We start from the raw sequence: 16,275 nt of genomic DNA, 5'->3' as shown, positions 1-16,275 counted from the left end.
ACTTTACCCCGAGTCAGAACTTCCAACGCCTATCCACCTGACGCGGAAGCCCGACGATGAACAGAACCATTGCAGCCCTCATGCTTGGAAGTCTTTTATCTGCCACCGCACCGCTGGCGATGGCGGGAAGCACCGTTCCGCCTACGGGCATTCCAGGGGTCAATCAGGGAGGCACCGAATCCAAGGAAGACAAGGCCGATAAAAAGGGTGAAGAAGCCTCGGGGTCGAACTCCGGCGCAGAGGCCCATGAGACCGAGAAGGATGCGCAAACATCCAGCGGATCGAATGATAGGGTTAAAGAAAAGAAACTTTGAACGGTATTGCTGCATCAGTAGTTTTGCGCAGGCACAAAAAAGCCGATCTAGCTGATCGGCTCAAGTGTCTGATTTTACTCAGGAATTATGGTCGGGACGGAGTGATTCGAACACTCGACCCCTAGCACCCCATGCTAGTGCGCTACCGGACTGCGCTACGCCCCGACTAGGCGTGAAACTCGTTCTCCGTCTCGAAGAACGCTCAAGAATATATCGCAAGCTTTTGAAAACTGGAAGTATTTAAAAGCAGGAAATTATTTCTTGAGAACCACCAGAACATCTTCGAGCTCGGCGATCATCTGGCGGATCATTTGCTTGTATTGGGTGGTGTCGTCTTTGGCCTCATCGCCGGACAGTCGCAGACGCGCACCGCCGATGGTGAACCCCTGATCGTAAAGGAGCGCACGGATCTGCCGGATCATCAGCACGTCCTGGCGCTGATAATACCGGCGGTTTCCGCGGCGTTTGACGGGGTTGAGCTGAGGAAACTCCTGCTCCCAGTAGCGCAGCACGTGTGGTTTTACCGCACACAGCTCGCTGACTTCACCAATGGTGAAGTAGCGTTTGCCCGGGATGACGGGTAGTTCGTCGTTATGACTTGGTTCCAGCATAAGCCTCAACTCGGGCCTTCAATTTCTGCCCTGGACGAAAGGTGACCACACGGCGAGCCGTGATCGGGATTTCTTCCCCCGTTTTCGGGTTGCGGCCAGGCCGCTGGCGTTTGTCCCGAAGGTCGAAATTGCCGAAACCCGACAATTTGACCTGCTCGTTGTCTTCAAGAGCGTGCCTGATTTCCTCGAAAAACAGTTCCACCAACTCCTTGGCTTCCCGCTTGTTCAGGCCCAGCTCTTCATACAGACGTTCCGCCATCTCAGCTTTCGTCAAAGCCCCCATACGTCACTTCCTTAACGTGGCGTTCAACCTTTGTTCGAGCGAGGTGAGGATATCTTGCGTCGTCGAATTCACCTCATCGTCATTAAGAGTGCGCGATGGATGCTGCCAGGTCAAGCCGACTGCGAGGCTTTTTCTATCAGGATCAATGCCTTTACCCTGATACACGTCAAATAGCCTGAGGTCTGTCAGCCATTCGCCTGCATTTTCACGGATTACGTCCAGTACAGCCGAGGCTGCAACGTCTTTGTGCGCAATCAGTGCCAGGTCACGACGCACTTCAGGAAAGCGCGACAACTCGTGGAATTTCGGCATTTTCCCCAGAGCGACTTCAGCCAGAACCAGCTCGAAGACGAACACTGGACGGTCGAGACCCAGGGATTTCGACAGCTCAGGGTGAATCGCGCCGATAAAGCCGACTTCACGCCCTTCCCGCTCGATGCGTGCGGTCTGGCCTGGATGCAGTGCAGGATGCTTGCCCGGTGCAAAAGTGAACTGATCCAGCGCACCGGCAAAGCCCAGCACCGCTTCGACGTCAGCCTTGACGTCGAAGAAGTCGACGGTATCGCGGCCTTGCGCCCAGCCTTCCGGCAGACGGCTGCCGCACACCACACCGGCGATCATCGGTTCTTGCTTCAGACCTTCCAGCTGACCGACAAAGCGCAGACCGCTCTCGAACAGACGGACGCGATCCTGCTGACGATTGAGGTTGTGCTGCAGCGCCTTGACCAGACCCGGCCACAGCGACGAACGCATCGCAGCCATGTCGTTGGAGATCGGGTTCGCCAACAGCAGCGGCTCAACGCCCGGGTTGAACAGCTCGAACTGCTTCGGATCGATGAAGCTGTAAGTGATCGCTTCCTGATACCCACGAGCGACCAGCAGACGACGCAGTTCCGGCAGATCGCTGCGCGCTTCGGCCTTGGCCTGTGGCGCCAGACGAGCTTGCGGGTAACGAACCGGCAGGCGGTTGTAACCGTACAGACGCGCCAGCTCTTCGATCAGATCGACTTCCAGGCTGATATCGAAGCGATGGCTCGGCACTTCTACGCGCCACTGCCCTGCTCCGTCGGCGGAAACCTTCAGACCCAAAGCATTGAGCAGGCGCTCGACTTCGGCCGAATCCATTTCCATGCCCAGCATCTGGGTGATGCGCTGCGCACGCAGGGTGATCGGCGCGATCGACGGCAAGTGCTGCTCGTTGACGGTTTCGATGATCGGGCCGGCTTCGCCACCGGTGATTTCCAGCAGCAGGCCAGTGGCGCGCTCCATGGCTTCACGGGCCAGTTGCCAGTCCACACCGCGCTCGTAGCGGTGCGAAGCGTCGGTGTGCAGACCGTAGGAACGAGCCTTGCCCGCCACCGCGATCTGGTCGAAGAACGCACTTTCAAGGAATACGTCGCGAGTGGTCGCAGATACACCGCTGTGCTCGCCACCCATCACGCCAGCAATGGCCAGAGCGCGAGTGTGGTCGGCGATCACCAGCGTATCGCTACGCAGGCTGACTTCCTGACCGTCGAGCAGCACAAGCTTCTCGCCCTCTTCTGCCATGCGCACACGGATGCCGCCATTGATTTCGGCGAGATCGAAAGCGTGCAGCGGCTGGCCCAGCTCGAGCATCACGTAGTTGGTGATGTCGACGGCGGCGTCGATGCTGCGTACTTCGGCGCGACGCAGGCGCTCAACCATCCACAGTGGCGTCGGTTTGGACAGGTCAACGTTACGGATGACACGGCCCAGATAACGCGGGCAGGCAGCAGGTGCCAGGACTTCGACGGAGCGCACTTCGTCGTGCACTGCAGGAACGGCCATCACCACCGGGCGAGTGACCGGAGCGTCGTACAACGCGCCGACTTCACGGGCCAGACCGGCCAGGGACAGGCAGTCGCCGCGGTTTGGAGTCAGATCGACTTCGATGCTGGCGTCTTCCAGGTCCAGATAAACACGAAAATCTTCGCCCACCGGCGCATCAGCCGGCAGCTCCATCAGACCGTCATTGCCTTCGCCGATCTGAAGTTCGGCTTGCGAGCACAGCATGCCGTTGGACTCGACGCCGCGCAGCTTGGCCTTCTTGATCTTGAAGTCGCCCGGCAGCTCGGCACCGATCATCGCGAACGGAATTTTCAGGCCCGGACGCACGTTTGGCGCACCACACACAACCTGGAAAGTTTCCGCGCCATTGCTGACCTGGCAAACGCGCAATTTGTCGGCATCGGGGTGCTGCTCGGTGCTCAGCACCTCGCCCACCACCACGCCACTGAAAACACCGGCGGCCGGCGTAACGCTATCGACCTCAAGACCGGCCATCGACAGACGGGCAACCAGCGCGTCGCGATCTACCTGCGGGCTGACCCAGCCACGCAGCCATTGTTCACTGAATTTCATCCTGCTCTCCTAAGAATTCGTTACGACTAGCGAAATTGCGCGAGGAACCGCAAGTCGTTGTCGAAGAACAGACGCAAGTCGTTCACGCCGTAACGCAGCATGGCCAGACGCTCAACGCCCATGCCGAAGGCGAAGCCCGAGAACTCTTCCGGATCGATTCCGGACATGCGCAGCACGTTCGGATGAACCATGCCGCAGCCCATCACTTCCAGCCAGCCGGTCTGCTTGCAGACGCGGCAGCCTTTACCGCTGCACATCACGCATTCCATGTCGACTTCGGCGGAAGGCTCGGTGAACGGGAAGTACGAAGGACGGAAACGCACGGCCAGTTCTTTCTCGAAGAACACCCGCAGGAACTCTTCGATCGTGCCTTTTAGGTCGGCGAAGTTGATATCGCGATCGACCAGCAGACCTTCGACCTGGTGGAACATCGGCGAGTGGGTGATATCGGAGTCGCTGCGGTACACACGGCCTGGGCAGACGATGCGGATCGGCGGCTTTTTCGATTCCATGGTGCGGACCTGTACCGGCGAGGTATGGGTGCGCAGCAACATGTTGGCGTTGAAATAGAAGGTGTCATGCATCGACCGGGCCGGGTGGTGGCCTGGGATGTTGAGCGCCTCGAAGTTGTGATAGTCATCTTCGACCTCAGGGCCTTCGGCAATGCCGTAGCCGATATGAGTGAAGAACTGTTCGATACGTTCCAGAGTCCGGGTTACCGGATGCAGACCACCGGAGGTCTGACCACGGCCCGGCAGGGTCACGTCAATGGATTCGGCAGACAGCTTGGCAGCCAGTTCGGCTTCCTCAAACAGAGCCATGCGCGCATTGAGAACGCCTGTGACACGTTCCTTGGCAACGTTGATCAGGGCGCCGACCTGCGGACGCTCTTCTGCCGGCAAATTCCCCAGGGTCTTCATCACCTGAGTCAATTCACCTTTTTTGCCAAGGTATTGAACCCGGATTTGCTCCAGGGCATTGATATCTTCAGCGCTTTGCACAGCCTCTAGTGCTTGAGAGACCAGCGCATCCAGGTTTTCCATGTACAGACTCCAGATACAAAATAGGGGAAGAGCTTGAAGGCTCTTCCCCTATTTATGACGTTTAACACCTGGCCCCACAGAGGTGAGGCCGGGTGACTGTCGGGGGTACTTAAGCCAAGGTGGCTTTAGCTTTCTCGACAATCGCAGCAAACGCCGCTTTTTCGTTCACTGCCAGATCAGCCAGAACCTTACGGTCGATCTCGATGGACGCTTTTTTCAGGCCAGCGATGAAACGGCTGTAGGACAGACCGTTAACACGAGCACCAGCGTTGATACGAGCGATCCACAGAGCGCGGAACTGACGTTTTTTCTGACGACGGTCACGGTAGGCGTATTGGCCTGCCTTGATTACCGCTTGCTTGGCAACACGGAATACGCGGGAGCGTGCGCCGTAGTAGCCTTTAGCAAGTTTCAGAATTTTTTTGTGACGTTTACGGGCAATGACGCCACGCTTTACACGAGCCATGAGTTACTTCCTCTATTCTTGATCCAAAAATTAACGAAGGCGCAGCATGCGCTCGACTTTTGCCACGTCAGACGGATGCAGCAAGCTGCTACCGCGCAGTTGACGCTTACGCTTGGTCGACATTTTGGTCAGGATGTGGCTCTTGAAAGCGTGCTTGTGCTTGATACCGTTAGCAGTTTTCAGAAACCGCTTAGCAGCACCACTTTTGGTTTTCATCTTTGGCATGTTCGGATACTCCGCATTCAGTTGATAAACATAATCAGAAGGCCTGCCGTGCCCTGTTGATTACTTCTTCTTTTTCGGGGCGATGACCATGATCAGCTGGCGTCCTTCCATCTTAGGATGCTGTTCGACCGAACCGTACTCGAGCAGGTCTTGTTCAACCCGCTTGAGGAGTTCCATCCCCAGCTCCTGGTGGGCCATCTCACGGCCGCGGAATCGCAAGGATACCTTGGCCCTGTCCCCGTCACTCAGGAAACGTACCAGGTTGCGCAGTTTTACCTGGTAATCCCCTTCCTCCGTCCCTGGACGAAACTTGATTTCTTTTACCTGAATCTGCTTCTGGTTTTTCTTCGCCGCAGCAATCTGCTTCTTCTTTTCGAAGATCGATTTGCCGTAGTCCATCACACGGCAAACCGGTGGGACTGCGTCGGCAGAAATTTCTACCAGATCAAGCTTTGCTTCTTCAGCAATACGAAGCGCTTCATCAATCGAGACGATGCCAATCTGCTCGCCATCAGCGCCAATTAACCGAACCTCGCGTGCCGAGATATTCTCGTTGATCGGGGCTTTCGGTGCAGCTCGTTTATCTTGTCTCATTTCACGCTTAATAATAATTACTCCGAATCTGGGCGACCACGCCGGGAAACCGCTTGCGCGAGAAACTCAGCGAACTGGGCGACGGGCATCGAGCCCAGGTCAGCACCTTCACGAGTACGCACAGCGACAGTCTGCATCTCGACTTCCTTATCCCCAATAACCAAGAGATATGGAACCTTGAGCAAAGTATGCTCGCGGATTTTAAAGCCGATCTTTTCATTTCTCAAGTCGGACTTGGCACGAAACCCGCTTTCGTTGAGAGTTTTTTCGACCTGAGCGACGAAATCTGCCTGTTTATCAGTGATATTCATGATCACTGCCTGGGTTGGCGCCAGCCACGCAGGGAACGCACCTTCGTAGTGCTCGATCAGAATCCCGACGAAACGCTCGAACGAACCGAGGATCGCACGGTGCAACATCACCGGATGCTTACGGCTGTTGTCTTCGGAAACGTATTCGGCTCCCAGACGCACAGGCAGGTTGAAATCGAGCTGCAAGGTACCACACTGCCACACGCGGCCGAGGCAATCTTTCAGCGAGAATTCGATTTTCGGACCGTAGAACGCGCCCTCACCCGGCTGCAGATCGTACGGCAGACCCGCGCTGTCAAGGGCTGCAGCCAGTGCTGCCTCGGCGCGATCCCACAACTCGTCGGAACCGACGCGTTTTTCCGGACGAGTGGACAGCTTCATCTCGACGTCGGTAAAGCCGAAGTCGCGGTAAACATCCATGGTCAGCTTGATGAACGCAGCGGATTCAGCCTGCATCTGCTCTTCGGTGCAGAAAATGTGAGCATCGTCCTGAGTGAACGCACGCACACGCATGATGCCGTGCAGCGCACCCGATGGCTCGTTACGGTGGCAGGCGCCGAACTCGGCCAGACGCATCGGCAGCTCGCGGTAGCTCTTCAGGCCCTGGTTGAACACCTGCACATGGCAAGGGCAGTTCATCGGCTTGATGGCGTAGTCGCGGCTTTCCGACTCAGTGGTGAACATGTTGTCGGCGTAGTTTGCCCAGTGCCCGGATTTCTCCCACAGGCTGCGGTCAACGACTTGCGGCGTCTTGATCTCGAGATAGCCGTTGTCGCGCTGCACTTTGCGCATGTACTGCTCGAGTACCTGGTACAGCGTCCAGCCGTTCGGGTGCCAGAACACCATGCCCGGCGCTTCTTCCTGGGTATGAAACAGGCCCAGGCGCTTGCCGATCTTGCGGTGATCGCGCTTTTCAGCTTCTTCAATACGCTGGATGTAAGCAGCCAGTTGCTTCTTGTCAGCCCACGCGGTGCCATAAACGCGCTGCAATTGCTCGTTTTTGGCATCACCGCGCCAGTAGGCGCCGGACAGCTTGGTCAGCTTGAAGGATTTCAGGAAGCGAGTGTTCGGCACGTGCGGACCGCGGCACATGTCGACGTATTCTTCGTGATAGTACAGGCCCATGGCCTGCTCGTTCGGCATGTCTTCGACCAGGCGCAGCTTGTAGTCTTCGCCACGAGCCTTGAACACTTCGATCACTTCGGCACGCGGAGTGACTTTCTTGATGACGTCATATTCTGTATCGATCAGCTGGTGCATGCGCTGTTCGATGGCCGCCATGTCGTCCGGAGTAAAAGGACGCTCGAAGGCAATGTCGTAATAGAAACCTTCGTCGATAACCGGCCCGATGACCATTTTTGCAGTCGGGTACAGCTGCTTGACCGCATGGCCGACCAGGTGGGCGCAAGAGTGGCGAATGATCTCCAGCCCCTCTTCATCCTTTGGCGTGATGATTTGCAGCGTCGCATCGCTGTCGATGATGTCGCAGGCGTCGACCAGCTTGCCATTGACCTTGCCGGCTACGGTGGCCTTGGCCAGACCTGCACCGATGGAGGCGGCGACCTCGGCTACGGAAACCGGGTGATCGAATGAACGTTGACTGCCGTCGGGAAGAGTAATAGTTGGCATGGCGCCTCCTCTCCTAGTGGTGACCCCTACCAAAGGTCACGTGGGTTGGGATGAGCCAGTACAAGATCCGATCCAGGCCATTCAATGACGAACGCCTGCCTTACAGCGGCAGGAGCCTTGCGGCCAACCGGAAAACCGAACCAGAGTGACTGGGATTCAAATCGGAAAATTCGTGCGCTGCCGCTACCGGGACTGAAGGTCATCCGGAGCCTGCGAACGCCCGAGCCAGGCATGCTAGCACAGATGAACGGTCACCGATGCACTCAGGTTTTAGCGAGAGGCAAATCGTCTGTTTTATGCCAGAGTGCTGAACTTGATCGGCCTTTGGGCCCTCAGATAACAAGACATTGACCCACAAGGAGCATCCTCGCATGCGTCTTAACACCCTGCTTGCTGCAGTCGCCCCCCTCGTTTTGCTGCTGCCGCTGAGCGCCCACGCCGACTGGCCAAAGGGCGAGCGTGAGAAATACATGGCTCAGTGCACCCAGGCGGCCACTCCGCAAATCGGTGCCGCTGCCGCAAAATCCCACTGCGCGTGCGGTGCCGATGCCATCAAGTCCTACCCGGCCAGCGATATTCAGGCATTGATGGACAACAAGGCCACGCCTGAACTGCAACAGAAAGCCTTGGGGCAAATTGCCAAATGCAAGGCCAATACCCCGGCGAAAAAATGATGAAACAGGCCTTTTCACTGCCTCCAGCACCGCTGAAAAGCATCTGATTCAGGCCATTTCGTACGATTTATGCAGGTTTTACAGGTTTTTTTATTGTCTTTATTTTTCGCTCAAAGCCTTTTAAACCGGGGCCTCCAGCCGAAACAGGCAGTAAAGAAAACACGACTGATTGGCAAACAGCACGTCCGGGGGGCTACCAAAGCGAACATTTCGACTATGATACCCCGGTGTGCCCAGTTGGCCTGAGCAGCACAGTACTACTGAAAATATATGTTTCTTGGAGATACACCATGTCTAATCGCCAAACCGGCACCGTTAAATGGTTCAACGATGAAAAAGGCTTCGGCTTCATCACTCCTCAAGGTGGCGGTGACGACCTGTTCGTACACTTCAAAGCTATCGAAACTGACGGTTTCAAAAGCCTGAAAGAAGGCCAGACCGTCTCCTTCGTGGCTGAGAAAGGCCAAAAGGGTATGCAAGCTGCACAAGTTCGCCCAGAGTAATTTCCCGGCGCACTAAAAAAACCCCGTCCATGTGACGGGGTTTTTTATGGGTGAGACAAATGCCCGAAACTCAGCCGCAGCTGACGCGAGTGACCACCAGGTTCTGATCGGTATTCAGATTGAGGCGATCGGAGCGGTACTCCAAAGTAATCATGTCATTCGGCTTGAGGAACCGGGCGTTCTGCGCACCGGCTTTTTTGCGTGCTTGCTCCAACAGCTCTGGCGAAGCTTTCTTGCCGAGAGCGAACTCCGCAGCCGATACTTCACAACGACCATGTCCGGCCTCAGTCGCCACGGGATCCTTTTGCGATTCGCTGGAGGTCGTGGTGCAACCAGCCAACAAAGCAACGGCCATCAATGCACCCAGTGACGCGAACTTCCAAGGCATGAAGCCTCCTTATTCAATTTTTACCAGAGATCGTGCGACCACCAATACGGCGATTGGTTTCCCGATGAGTGCCATCACCCTGCCCCACCATCGGAAAAACGCCGAGTGTGCCTGAGCAACACCTGAAGCATCACCCCGAAAAACGTCACTGAATATTAATGACGCTCAGTAGACATCAATGTAGTCGTAGGGCGGATTCGGCCAGTTGTCCTTGAGCGCATTGAAAATCTGCATGACCCAGACTTCGTCGCTGGCTGCGACATTTCCCACATACCCTGAGCCTTTTGCCCAGGTCTCCAAGCGAAACAGCAGGCCATCAATGTCCTGACCACCAGTGACACCCGAAGATATATAGGCGATCCCGCCCTTGGTTACGCGCAGCTGGGTATGTTCGTCATCACTGGCCGACGCAAGCATCTGGCGGACAGCATCAAGGGTCAGGCCGTCGGGGCTATTCAAATCGATCTGCACAGCGCAATCCTTGTTTTTCTGCGTAAACGACCAAGTGTCGCATAGCGCTGTGCTCATGCCTAAGTCGCAGTGCCAACCGCCCGACAAAATGGTTAACTCAAGACTTCAATCCCGAGACCGAGCCTTGCCATGACCACCGTAAGCATTACCGCCGACATCAAGGCCACCTGGCCACAAGGGCACAGTTCTTACAGTCCGGGCAGTCCCGAGGAATTGGCATTGATCAGCATTGACTTGCTGGTGAAGACGTTGGGAACGCAACGCGCGCAGTCATTCATCGCCCAGCTGTTCGAGAAGTATCCCGATGACTTCAAAGGAACATCGGACACCGAGAGGGAGTAGAAGCCCGCAAGCTGGCACCTGCGGGCGTATGGCTTACTTCAGACGCTTCAGACGCTCGGTCAGCAGATCGAAGAAGCCCTGGGCATCGCCGTTCTCCACCCAGAACGCATTCTTCGGCGCCTTCAGGCCGTCATACCAGTCGACAACGGTCTGGCCGAAGGTCGGGCCTTCACGACTGTCGATCACCACATTCACCGAACGACCCGTGAACAGCTCGGGCTTGAGCAGGTAAGCCACGACGGTGGCGTCATGCACCGGGCCACCCGGAATACCGTAGTGCTCCATATCCCCTTTGATGTACTCGTTGAGGATGCCGCCGACAATCTTGCTCGCATTGTTGTTCAGCGCCGCAATCTGCTTCAGGCGCGCATCGCTGGTCAGGATCTTGTGGGTCACGTCCAGCGGCAGATAAGTCAGTTTCACGCCGCTTTTGAGCACAACTTCCGCGGCTTGCGGGTCGGCGTACAAGTTAAATTCGGCCACTGGCGTGATGTTGCCGCCATTGAAGTGAGCGCCACCCATGATCACGACTTCCTTGATGCCCTGAACGATCTCCGGCTCCTGGATCAGCGCCAGGGCCAGGTTGGTCTGCGGGCCGAGCATCGCGATGGTGATGCTGTGCGGCTTGGCTTTTTTCAGGGTGTCGATCAGATAGTTGACCGCATTGCCTTCGGCCAGGCCTTTCTTCGGCTCATGCACGGTGACACCCGACAGGCCTTCCTTGCCATGGATGTTTTCAGCGTAGATCGGCGTACGCATCAGCGGTTTTGGCGCCCCGGCGTACACCGGAATATCTTCCCGCCCAGCCCACTCACGGGCCAACCGGGCATTGCGCGAAGTCTTGTCCAGACGCACGTTGCCGGCCACGGTAGTCAACGCACGAATGTTCAGCTCCTCCGGAGAGGCCAGGGCAAACAACAGGGCGACCACGTCGTCGGCGCCCGGATCGGTGTCGATGATCAGGTCGATCTTTTCCGCCGCCTGGGCGCCGGTCGCGGTTATCACGGACAAAAGCAGCAGACTCCGAATCAATTGATGCAATTTTTGAGCATAGCGGTGCATGGCGCATTCCTTGTGCAGATGAAATCAAAAGGGGCGAACCCTGTTTAGAACGTAACTCCAGACACCAGCACGATGTTGCAGTACGGCTGGCATTCGCCCGTACGAACAATCGCTCGTGCCTGTCGGCTGAGTACCTTGAATTGCTCGTGACTGAGCAGGTCACGCCGCCCCAGCGAGCCTTCGTCATTCAGCTCGTCCAGCGTGGACAGCGCGGTCGGTTGCCTGTCGAAAATCTCCTTGGCCAGCGCGTGGCTTTCCACCTGCATTTCGCTGAGCACGACTTTCAGGGTGCTGACGAAATCCGGCACGCCGTGCGTCAACGCCAGGTCGATCAGCTCGACACCCGGCGGCACCGGCAGGCCGGCATCACCGATCACGACCATGTCGCCGTGGCCGAGGGAAGCAATCAGCCGCGACAGGGCGACATTGAGCAAAGGAGTCTTTTTCATGCGGGTTTGAATGCCTGTACATCGGAGGTGGTGGGAATGGACGGCTGGGCACCTGCCCGGGTGACCGACAAGGCCGCAGCAATCTGTCCAAAACGAATGGCCTCGGCCTCCGTTTTGCCGGCCGCCAGTGCAGCGGCAAATCCGCCGACAAAGGTATCCCCGGCGGCAGTGGTATCGACAGCCTTCACTTTGGGTGCAGGAAAATGCTGGTAACCCATACCGTTGGCGAACAAAGAGCCTTGAGCCCCCAGCGTGATGATGACCTTGCCGGCCCCCAGCGAAATCAGGTGCGCGGCGGCTTTCTCAGCGGTCTCCAGCGAGTCCACCGGCAATCCGCTGAGGGCGGCGGCCTCGCTCTCGTTGGGAATCAGGTAATCGATGGCGGCAAACCAGTCTGCCGGCAGCGGATGACTGGCCGGCGCCGGGTTGAGGATGACTGTCTTGCCCAGCTCACGTCCGCGCTTGAGGGCATGGCCTACGGTGGCATCAGGGATTTCCAGCTGGCAGATGATCACGTCGGCCGCTTGCAGCACGGCGTCGAACCGGTCGATGACCGCCGGGGTCATCGAACCATTGGCACCGGCAACGATGACAATCGCGTTCTGACTGTTGTCATCGACCACGATCAGCGCCACGCCACTGGAATCCTCGACCACGCTGACAGCCTGGCAATCGATCTGTTCGGCCAGCAACGCCTCGCGCAATTGCACGCCATAAGCATCGTTGCCGACGCAGCCGACCATCGACACTTTCGCACCCAGACGCGCAGCGGCCACCGCCTGATTGGCACCCTTGCCACCGGACACGGTCGCGAAGGAATGGCCGATCAGCGTCTCACCACCCCGGGGCAAGCGAGGCGCCCGGGTGACCAGATCCATGTTCAGGCTACCTATTACCACTACATTTGTGGACATACATCACTACTCTTCAATTCGTTTCAGCGGTATTCGGTGAACACGCCGGACAGCGGTGCAGTCGATTCACGCAAGACAATACTCGGCGTCACGATCCGTTGATCCGTCGCCAGACCCGGGGTGGCAATTCTTCGCAACAAGACTTCCGCGGCCATTTCGCCCAGTTGCAGGATCGACTGGCCCACAGTCGTCAGCGCTGGATACACGTAGCGGCTCATCTGGATATCGTCGAAGCCGATCACCGACAACTCGGCAGGCACGCGCACGTTGCGCTCCGCCGCCGCTCGCAGCACACCGATGCCGATCATGTCGTTACCGGCAAAAATCGCGCTTGGCGGTTTTCGCTCGAGCAGGACCGAGGCCGCGCTGTAACCGCCAGTGCTGGTGAAGTCGCTTTCCAGCATGCGCGACGGGGACACCTCAACACCGGCCTCTTCCAGCGCGCGACAAAAACCGGCCTGACGCATTTGCGCAACACTGGTACTGGCCGGACCACCGATCGTGGCGATATCGCGATGACCGAGCTCAAGCAGATGCCGCGTCGCAAGGTAGGCGCCATATTCGTGATCGATCCGCACCAGATCGGCATCCACGCCTTCGAGTCCACGGTCGACGATCACCATAGGCGTCTTCACACCCGCCAACCCTTGCGCCAGACCGCTGTCGCCACCCGCAGAGGCGACGATCAAGCCGTCGATGCGTTTTTCCAACAGGACCCGCAGGTAGCTGCGCTGCTTGTCCGGGTTGTCGTCGGAGTTGCAGAGAATCACGCAGTAACCGTTACGCTCGCAGTAATCCTCGATCCCGCGCGCCAGTTCGGCGAAGTATGGGTTAAGGCTGTTGGGCACCAGCAAACCGATGGTGGCAGTGGTTTTCGCCTTCAGCGAACGGGCCACGGCGCTCGGCACATAGTCGAGACTCTTGATCGCCGCCTCGACCTTGACCCGCACCTCTTCGCTCACCGGTCGGGTCTTGTTTACTACGTGGGACACGGTCGTATAGGAAATTCCTGCGAGTGCCGCCACATCCTTGATCGTTGCCATTTATCAGCCCCGTCGGCTTGCGCGTTGACTGCGATAGGTATCGAGCACCACGGCGATTACGATCACCGCGCCGGTGATGATGCGCTTGGTCGGCTCGGTCGCGCCAATCTGCGCCAGACCGGCCGCCAGGACGGAGATGATCAACACGCCGAAAAAGGTGCTGATTACCGAACCACGTCCGCCCATCAGGCTGGTGCCGCCGATCACCACGGCAGCGATCACTTGCAGCTCAAGGCCGGAACCGGCATTCGGGTCGGCCGCTTCCAGCCGGGAAATCTGGAACAGCGCCGCAATGCCGGCGAGCAGCCCCATCAGACTGAAGACCAGGATCTTGTAGGGTTTTGGATTGATCCCCGCCAGACGCACCGCTTCTTCGTTGGTGCCAATGCCGATCAAGTAGCGACCGAACACAGTACGGGTCAGAACGGCCTGGGCAATAAAGATGACCAGCAAGGCAATGATGAACGACGGCGAAATGCCGAAGGCGATCGGGTTCGACAGCCAGGCGAAGGAATCACCGATGTAGGCCGTACGCGAACCGGTCATCTGATAGGCCAGGCCACGGGCCATCTCCAGAACACCCAGAGACACGATGAACGACGGAATTCGCCACGCCACGGTAATCGAGCCAGTTACCGTGCCAGCCAACGCCGCGACAGCCATACCCAGCAAGGCCGCCGGCAGTACGCTCCAGCCCCAGCCAAGAATCGCCACGCTGACAGTGGAGGCCGCGAGTGCCAGTACCGAGCCCACCGACAGATCGATCCCGCCGATGATCAGGACGAACGTCATGCCCACTGCCAGCACCATCAGGTCGGGAATCTGGTTGGCCAGGGTGCTGAAGGTGTTGTACGACAGGAAATGGCTGCTCATGACCGAGAACAGCGCAATCATTGCCAGCAAGGCGCCGGCGAGGCCCAGATAAGTGCCAAGGCCGTAGAAATTGCCACTGGATTTGCCGGCGGAAGATGCAGTTTTCATGGGAGATCCCTAGGCGCTGCTTCGTTGAGCAACGCATCACGTTTCTGGTAGCCGGCGAACGCGGCGGCAAGCAAGTCATCCTGGGTCCAGCTGTCGCGCTCGAACGTGTCGATCAGGCGCCCTGCCGACAACACACCGATGCGGTCGCAGATCAGCATCAGCTCGCGCAAATCGCTGGACACCACGACCAGCGCCTTGCCCTGCCGAGTCAGTTCGCCGAGCAGGGCATAAATATCGAACTTGGCGCCGACATCGATACCGCGAGTCGGCTCGTCGAACAGCAGCACCGAACAGTCGCGCTCGAGCCAGCGACCGATCACCACCTTTTGCTGATTACCGCCGGACAGCTCGGACACCAGTTGCGTCGGGCTGGAACTGCGTATGCGCATGGCGTCGATCTGGCGTTGCGCGAGCTTCGTTTCATCGCCGTTGTTGACGAACCCGCCGCTGGAAATCTCCGGCATGTTGCCCAAAGCAATGTTGGCGCTGATCGATTGGCTCAGCAGCAGGCCTTCGCCCTTGCGATCCTCGGTGATCAGGGCGATGCCGTTGCGCACCGCATCGACTGGCGAGCGAATGCTCACCGTTTTCGCCGGTGAACCGAGTGCCACAGTGCCGCAGTCCGCGACATCGGCACCGAAGATCAGCCGCAAAAGCTCGGTACGCCCTGCCCCGATCAGACCCGAGATGCCAAAAATCTCACCGGCGCGAACCTCAAAGGACACGTCGCGCACCTTGTCGGAGCGGGTCAGGCCTTTGACCGTCAGGGCCGGCGCGCCGATGTTGCGAGTCCCCAGATCGATATGCTCGCCCAACTCGCGACCGACCATCAGGGTGACCAGTTGCTCGCTGTTGTAGTTGGCCATCGGTTCGACACAAACCAGATTGCCGTCACGCAGCACGGCAATGCGCTGTGCGACCCGGGCCAGTTCTTCGAGGCGATGGGAGATATAGATGATCGAGACGCCGCGCGCCTGCAAGCGGGTAATCTGCTCGAACAGCATCTCGACTTCACGGGCGGTCAGCATCGCGGTCGGCTCGTCGAGGATCAGCACGTGGCAATCGCCGATCAGGTTACGGGCGATTTCGACCATTTGCTGATGACCGATGCCCAGCTCACCGACCAGTGTGTCCGGATCGATGGCATCGAGGCCGACCTGAGCCATGGCTTCAATGGCGGCCTTGCGCAGCTGCTTGCGGCTGATCCAGCCACCGTTGCTCGGCAGGTTGTCAAGGAACAGGTTCTCCGCCACCGAAAGCGTCGGCAGCAGATTGAGCTCTTGCATGACCATGCGCACACCCAGCTCTTCAGCCTGCGTGCGGCTGCCGGGGCGATATTCCTTGCCCTGGAACTGCATCTGGCCGGTGGTAGGCGTGACCAGTCCACCGATGATCTTCGACAGAGTGCTTTTGCCGGCACCGTTCTCACCGGTCAGCGCCAGCACTTCACCGCGCATCAACGTCAGGTCGATGCCGGTCAGAACCGGTTGCGCATAGGTCTTGCCGATACCGCTGACCGAGAGGACAGCGTTCGGAGCGGAAACTGACATAAAAATCTCCATGCGCTCGCCCGGACGGACGAGCGCCATT

At 58.0% G+C, this 16,275-nt stretch carries 20 protein-coding genes and 1 tRNA gene; 4 read left to right on the top strand and 17 right to left on the bottom strand.

Translation table 11 applies throughout. The features are described from left to right. The first annotated feature begins 56 nt into the window (after positions 1 to 56). Positions 57 to 314: a hypothetical protein gene (locus ACTJK7_RS03455; protein WP_108560764.1), complete on the top strand. Its 258-nt coding sequence runs from the start codon at positions 57 to 59 to the stop codon at positions 312 to 314. An 88-nt stretch (positions 315 to 402) separates the two neighbouring features. Here the strand turns inward: ACTJK7_RS03455 and ACTJK7_RS03450 are convergent. The 9 genes from ACTJK7_RS03450 to thrS all read right to left on the bottom strand — a co-directional run bounded on the left by ACTJK7_RS03450 (position 403) and on the right by thrS (position 7,858). Continuing rightward, positions 403 to 479, bottom strand: a tRNA-Pro gene (locus ACTJK7_RS03450). An 89-nt stretch (positions 480 to 568) separates the two neighbouring features. Next, a complete protein-coding gene (locus ACTJK7_RS03445) occupies positions 569 to 925 on the bottom strand; it encodes a MerR family transcriptional regulator (RefSeq protein WP_003179985.1) in 357 nt (118 codons plus the stop codon). Further along, on the bottom strand, positions 906 to 1,208 hold the full coding sequence (gene ihfA, locus ACTJK7_RS03440; RefSeq protein WP_002553164.1) for an integration host factor subunit alpha: 303 nt from the start codon (positions 1,206 to 1,208) through the stop codon (positions 906 to 908). The genes ACTJK7_RS03445 and ihfA overlap by 20 nt, the downstream gene beginning before the upstream one ends. Positions 1,209 to 1,211: 3 nt before the next feature. After that, positions 1,212 to 3,590: a phenylalanine--tRNA ligase subunit beta gene (pheT, locus tag ACTJK7_RS03435; RefSeq protein ID WP_108560760.1), complete on the bottom strand. Its 2,379-nt coding sequence runs from the start codon at positions 3,588 to 3,590 to the stop codon at positions 1,212 to 1,214. Between the two features lie 26 nt (positions 3,591 to 3,616). Continuing rightward, entirely contained in the window at positions 3,617 to 4,633 is a 1,017-nt protein-coding gene (gene pheS, locus ACTJK7_RS03430; protein ID WP_011333387.1) for a phenylalanine--tRNA ligase subunit alpha, read from the bottom strand. 109 nt (positions 4,634 to 4,742) lie between these two features. Next, the gene (gene rplT, locus ACTJK7_RS03425) at positions 4,743 to 5,099 is read right to left on the bottom strand and encodes a 50S ribosomal protein L20 (protein ID WP_002553161.1); all 357 of its coding nucleotides are present in this window, start codon (positions 5,097 to 5,099) and stop codon (positions 4,743 to 4,745) included. 30 nt (positions 5,100 to 5,129) lie between these two features. Next, positions 5,130 to 5,324, bottom strand: a complete 195-nt coding sequence (gene rpmI / locus ACTJK7_RS03420) for a 50S ribosomal protein L35 (protein ID WP_002553160.1) — start codon at positions 5,322 to 5,324, stop codon at positions 5,130 to 5,132. A gap of 60 nt (positions 5,325 to 5,384) precedes the next feature. Then, positions 5,385 to 5,936, bottom strand: coding sequence for a translation initiation factor IF-3 (gene infC / locus ACTJK7_RS03415; RefSeq protein ID WP_169432615.1), 552 nt, complete (start codon positions 5,934 to 5,936; stop codon positions 5,385 to 5,387). Further along, a complete protein-coding gene (gene thrS / locus ACTJK7_RS03410) occupies positions 5,936 to 7,858 on the bottom strand; it encodes a threonine--tRNA ligase (RefSeq protein WP_064378870.1) in 1,923 nt (640 codons plus the stop codon). Before thrS ends, infC begins: the two co-directional genes overlap by 1 nt. A 371-nt stretch (positions 7,859 to 8,229) precedes the next feature. Here thrS and ACTJK7_RS03405 point away from each other — a divergent pair, with 371 nt between their 5' ends. Both ACTJK7_RS03405 and ACTJK7_RS03400 read left to right on the top strand, forming a co-directional pair. Then, entirely contained in the window at positions 8,230 to 8,532 is a 303-nt protein-coding gene (locus ACTJK7_RS03405; RefSeq protein WP_011333385.1) for a hypothetical protein, read from the top strand. Positions 8,533 to 8,822: 290 nt separating this feature from the next. Next, positions 8,823 to 9,035 carry a cold-shock protein gene (locus ACTJK7_RS03400; protein WP_007956027.1) on the top strand — a complete coding sequence of 71 codons (213 nt, stop codon included), beginning with the start codon at positions 8,823 to 8,825 and terminating at the stop codon, positions 9,033 to 9,035. A 70-nt stretch (positions 9,036 to 9,105) separates the two neighbouring features. Here ACTJK7_RS03400 and ACTJK7_RS03395 read toward each other — a convergent pair whose 3' ends face one another. Further along, entirely contained in the window at positions 9,106 to 9,423 is a 318-nt protein-coding gene (locus ACTJK7_RS03395; RefSeq protein WP_085655200.1) for an I78 family peptidase inhibitor, read from the bottom strand. A 165-nt stretch (positions 9,424 to 9,588) separates the two neighbouring features. Continuing rightward, on the bottom strand, positions 9,589 to 9,894 hold the full coding sequence (locus tag ACTJK7_RS03390) for a hypothetical protein (RefSeq protein WP_064378869.1): 306 nt from the start codon (positions 9,892 to 9,894) through the stop codon (positions 9,589 to 9,591). Positions 9,895 to 10,023: 129 nt separating this feature from the next. Between ACTJK7_RS03390 and ACTJK7_RS03385 the strand changes: the two genes are divergently transcribed. Next, positions 10,024 to 10,236, top strand: a complete 213-nt coding sequence (locus ACTJK7_RS03385; RefSeq protein WP_440780277.1) for a hypothetical protein — start codon at positions 10,024 to 10,026, stop codon at positions 10,234 to 10,236. Positions 10,237 to 10,269: 33 nt separating this feature from the next. Here ACTJK7_RS03385 and ACTJK7_RS03380 read toward each other — a convergent pair whose 3' ends face one another. Genes ACTJK7_RS03380 through ACTJK7_RS03355 form a run of 6 tightly spaced genes read right to left on the bottom strand, consistent with a single transcriptional unit; the run spans position 10,270 to position 16,235 of the window. Next, the gene (locus tag ACTJK7_RS03380) at positions 10,270 to 11,298 is read right to left on the bottom strand and encodes a nucleoside hydrolase (RefSeq protein ID WP_236195313.1); all 1,029 of its coding nucleotides are present in this window, start codon (positions 11,296 to 11,298) and stop codon (positions 10,270 to 10,272) included. A gap of 44 nt (positions 11,299 to 11,342) precedes the next feature. Beyond that, positions 11,343 to 11,747 carry a D-ribose pyranase gene (gene rbsD / locus ACTJK7_RS03375; RefSeq protein WP_085655202.1) on the bottom strand — a complete coding sequence of 135 codons (405 nt, stop codon included), beginning with the start codon at positions 11,745 to 11,747 and terminating at the stop codon, positions 11,343 to 11,345. Continuing rightward, positions 11,744 to 12,661 (bottom strand): ribokinase, encoded by a 918-nt coding sequence (gene rbsK / locus ACTJK7_RS03370; protein WP_108560755.1) that lies wholly within the window; start codon positions 12,659 to 12,661, stop codon positions 11,744 to 11,746. The genes rbsD and rbsK overlap by 4 nt, the downstream gene beginning before the upstream one ends. A 23-nt stretch (positions 12,662 to 12,684) precedes the next feature. Next, entirely contained in the window at positions 12,685 to 13,704 is a 1,020-nt protein-coding gene (locus ACTJK7_RS03365; protein ID WP_108560752.1) for a LacI family DNA-binding transcriptional regulator, read from the bottom strand. A gap of 3 nt (positions 13,705 to 13,707) precedes the next feature. Beyond that, positions 13,708 to 14,685, bottom strand: a complete 978-nt coding sequence (locus ACTJK7_RS03360; protein WP_007956013.1) for an ABC transporter permease — start codon at positions 14,683 to 14,685, stop codon at positions 13,708 to 13,710. Continuing rightward, positions 14,682 to 16,235, bottom strand: coding sequence for a sugar ABC transporter ATP-binding protein (locus ACTJK7_RS03355; RefSeq protein WP_064378864.1), 1,554 nt, complete (start codon positions 16,233 to 16,235; stop codon positions 14,682 to 14,684). The genes ACTJK7_RS03360 and ACTJK7_RS03355 overlap by 4 nt, the downstream gene beginning before the upstream one ends. Between the last annotated feature and the right edge of the window lie 40 nt (positions 16,236 to 16,275).

This window comes from Pseudomonas sp. 22085 (assembly GCF_052045815.1).
GTDB classification, from domain to species: Bacteria; Pseudomonadota; Gammaproteobacteria; order Pseudomonadales; family Pseudomonadaceae; genus Aquipseudomonas; species Aquipseudomonas glycinae.
Note: the sequence above shows the minus strand (reverse complement) of the source record. Positions and strands in the feature narration are given on the sequence as shown.

Coding starts and splice junctions, on each gene's coding strand:
- ACTJK7_RS03455 (WP_108560764.1), top strand. CDS start 57: ATGAACAGAACCATTGCAGCCCTCATGCTTGGAAGTCTTTTATCTGCC.
- ACTJK7_RS03445 (WP_003179985.1), bottom strand. CDS start 925: ATGCTGGAACCAAGTCATAACGACGAACTACCCGTCATCCCGGGCAAA.
- ihfA (WP_002553164.1), bottom strand. CDS start 1,208: ATGGGGGCTTTGACGAAAGCTGAGATGGCGGAACGTCTGTATGAAGAG.
- pheT (WP_108560760.1), bottom strand. CDS start 3,590: ATGAAATTCAGTGAACAATGGCTGCGTGGCTGGGTCAGCCCGCAGGTA.
- pheS (WP_011333387.1), bottom strand. CDS start 4,633: ATGGAAAACCTGGATGCGCTGGTCTCTCAAGCACTAGAGGCTGTGCAA.
- rplT (WP_002553161.1), bottom strand. CDS start 5,099: ATGGCTCGTGTAAAGCGTGGCGTCATTGCCCGTAAACGTCACAAAAAA.
- rpmI (WP_002553160.1), bottom strand. CDS start 5,324: ATGCCAAAGATGAAAACCAAAAGTGGTGCTGCTAAGCGGTTTCTGAAA.
- thrS (WP_064378870.1), bottom strand. CDS start 7,858: ATGCCAACTATTACTCTTCCCGACGGCAGTCAACGTTCATTCGATCAC.
- ACTJK7_RS03405 (WP_011333385.1), top strand. CDS start 8,230: ATGCGTCTTAACACCCTGCTTGCTGCAGTCGCCCCCCTCGTTTTGCTG.
- ACTJK7_RS03400 (WP_007956027.1), top strand. CDS start 8,823: ATGTCTAATCGCCAAACCGGCACCGTTAAATGGTTCAACGATGAAAAA.
- ACTJK7_RS03395 (WP_085655200.1), bottom strand. CDS start 9,423: ATGCCTTGGAAGTTCGCGTCACTGGGTGCATTGATGGCCGTTGCTTTG.
- ACTJK7_RS03385 (WP_440780277.1), top strand. CDS start 10,024: ATGACCACCGTAAGCATTACCGCCGACATCAAGGCCACCTGGCCACAA.
- ACTJK7_RS03380 (WP_236195313.1), bottom strand. CDS start 11,298: ATGCACCGCTATGCTCAAAAATTGCATCAATTGATTCGGAGTCTGCTG.
- rbsD (WP_085655202.1), bottom strand. CDS start 11,747: ATGAAAAAGACTCCTTTGCTCAATGTCGCCCTGTCGCGGCTGATTGCT.
- rbsK (WP_108560755.1), bottom strand. CDS start 12,661: ATGTCCACAAATGTAGTGGTAATAGGTAGCCTGAACATGGATCTGGTC.
- ACTJK7_RS03365 (WP_108560752.1), bottom strand. CDS start 13,704: ATGGCAACGATCAAGGATGTGGCGGCACTCGCAGGAATTTCCTATACG.
- ACTJK7_RS03360 (WP_007956013.1), bottom strand. CDS start 14,685: ATGAAAACTGCATCTTCCGCCGGCAAATCCAGTGGCAATTTCTACGGC.
- ACTJK7_RS03355 (WP_064378864.1), bottom strand. CDS start 16,235: ATGTCAGTTTCCGCTCCGAACGCTGTCCTCTCGGTCAGCGGTATCGGC.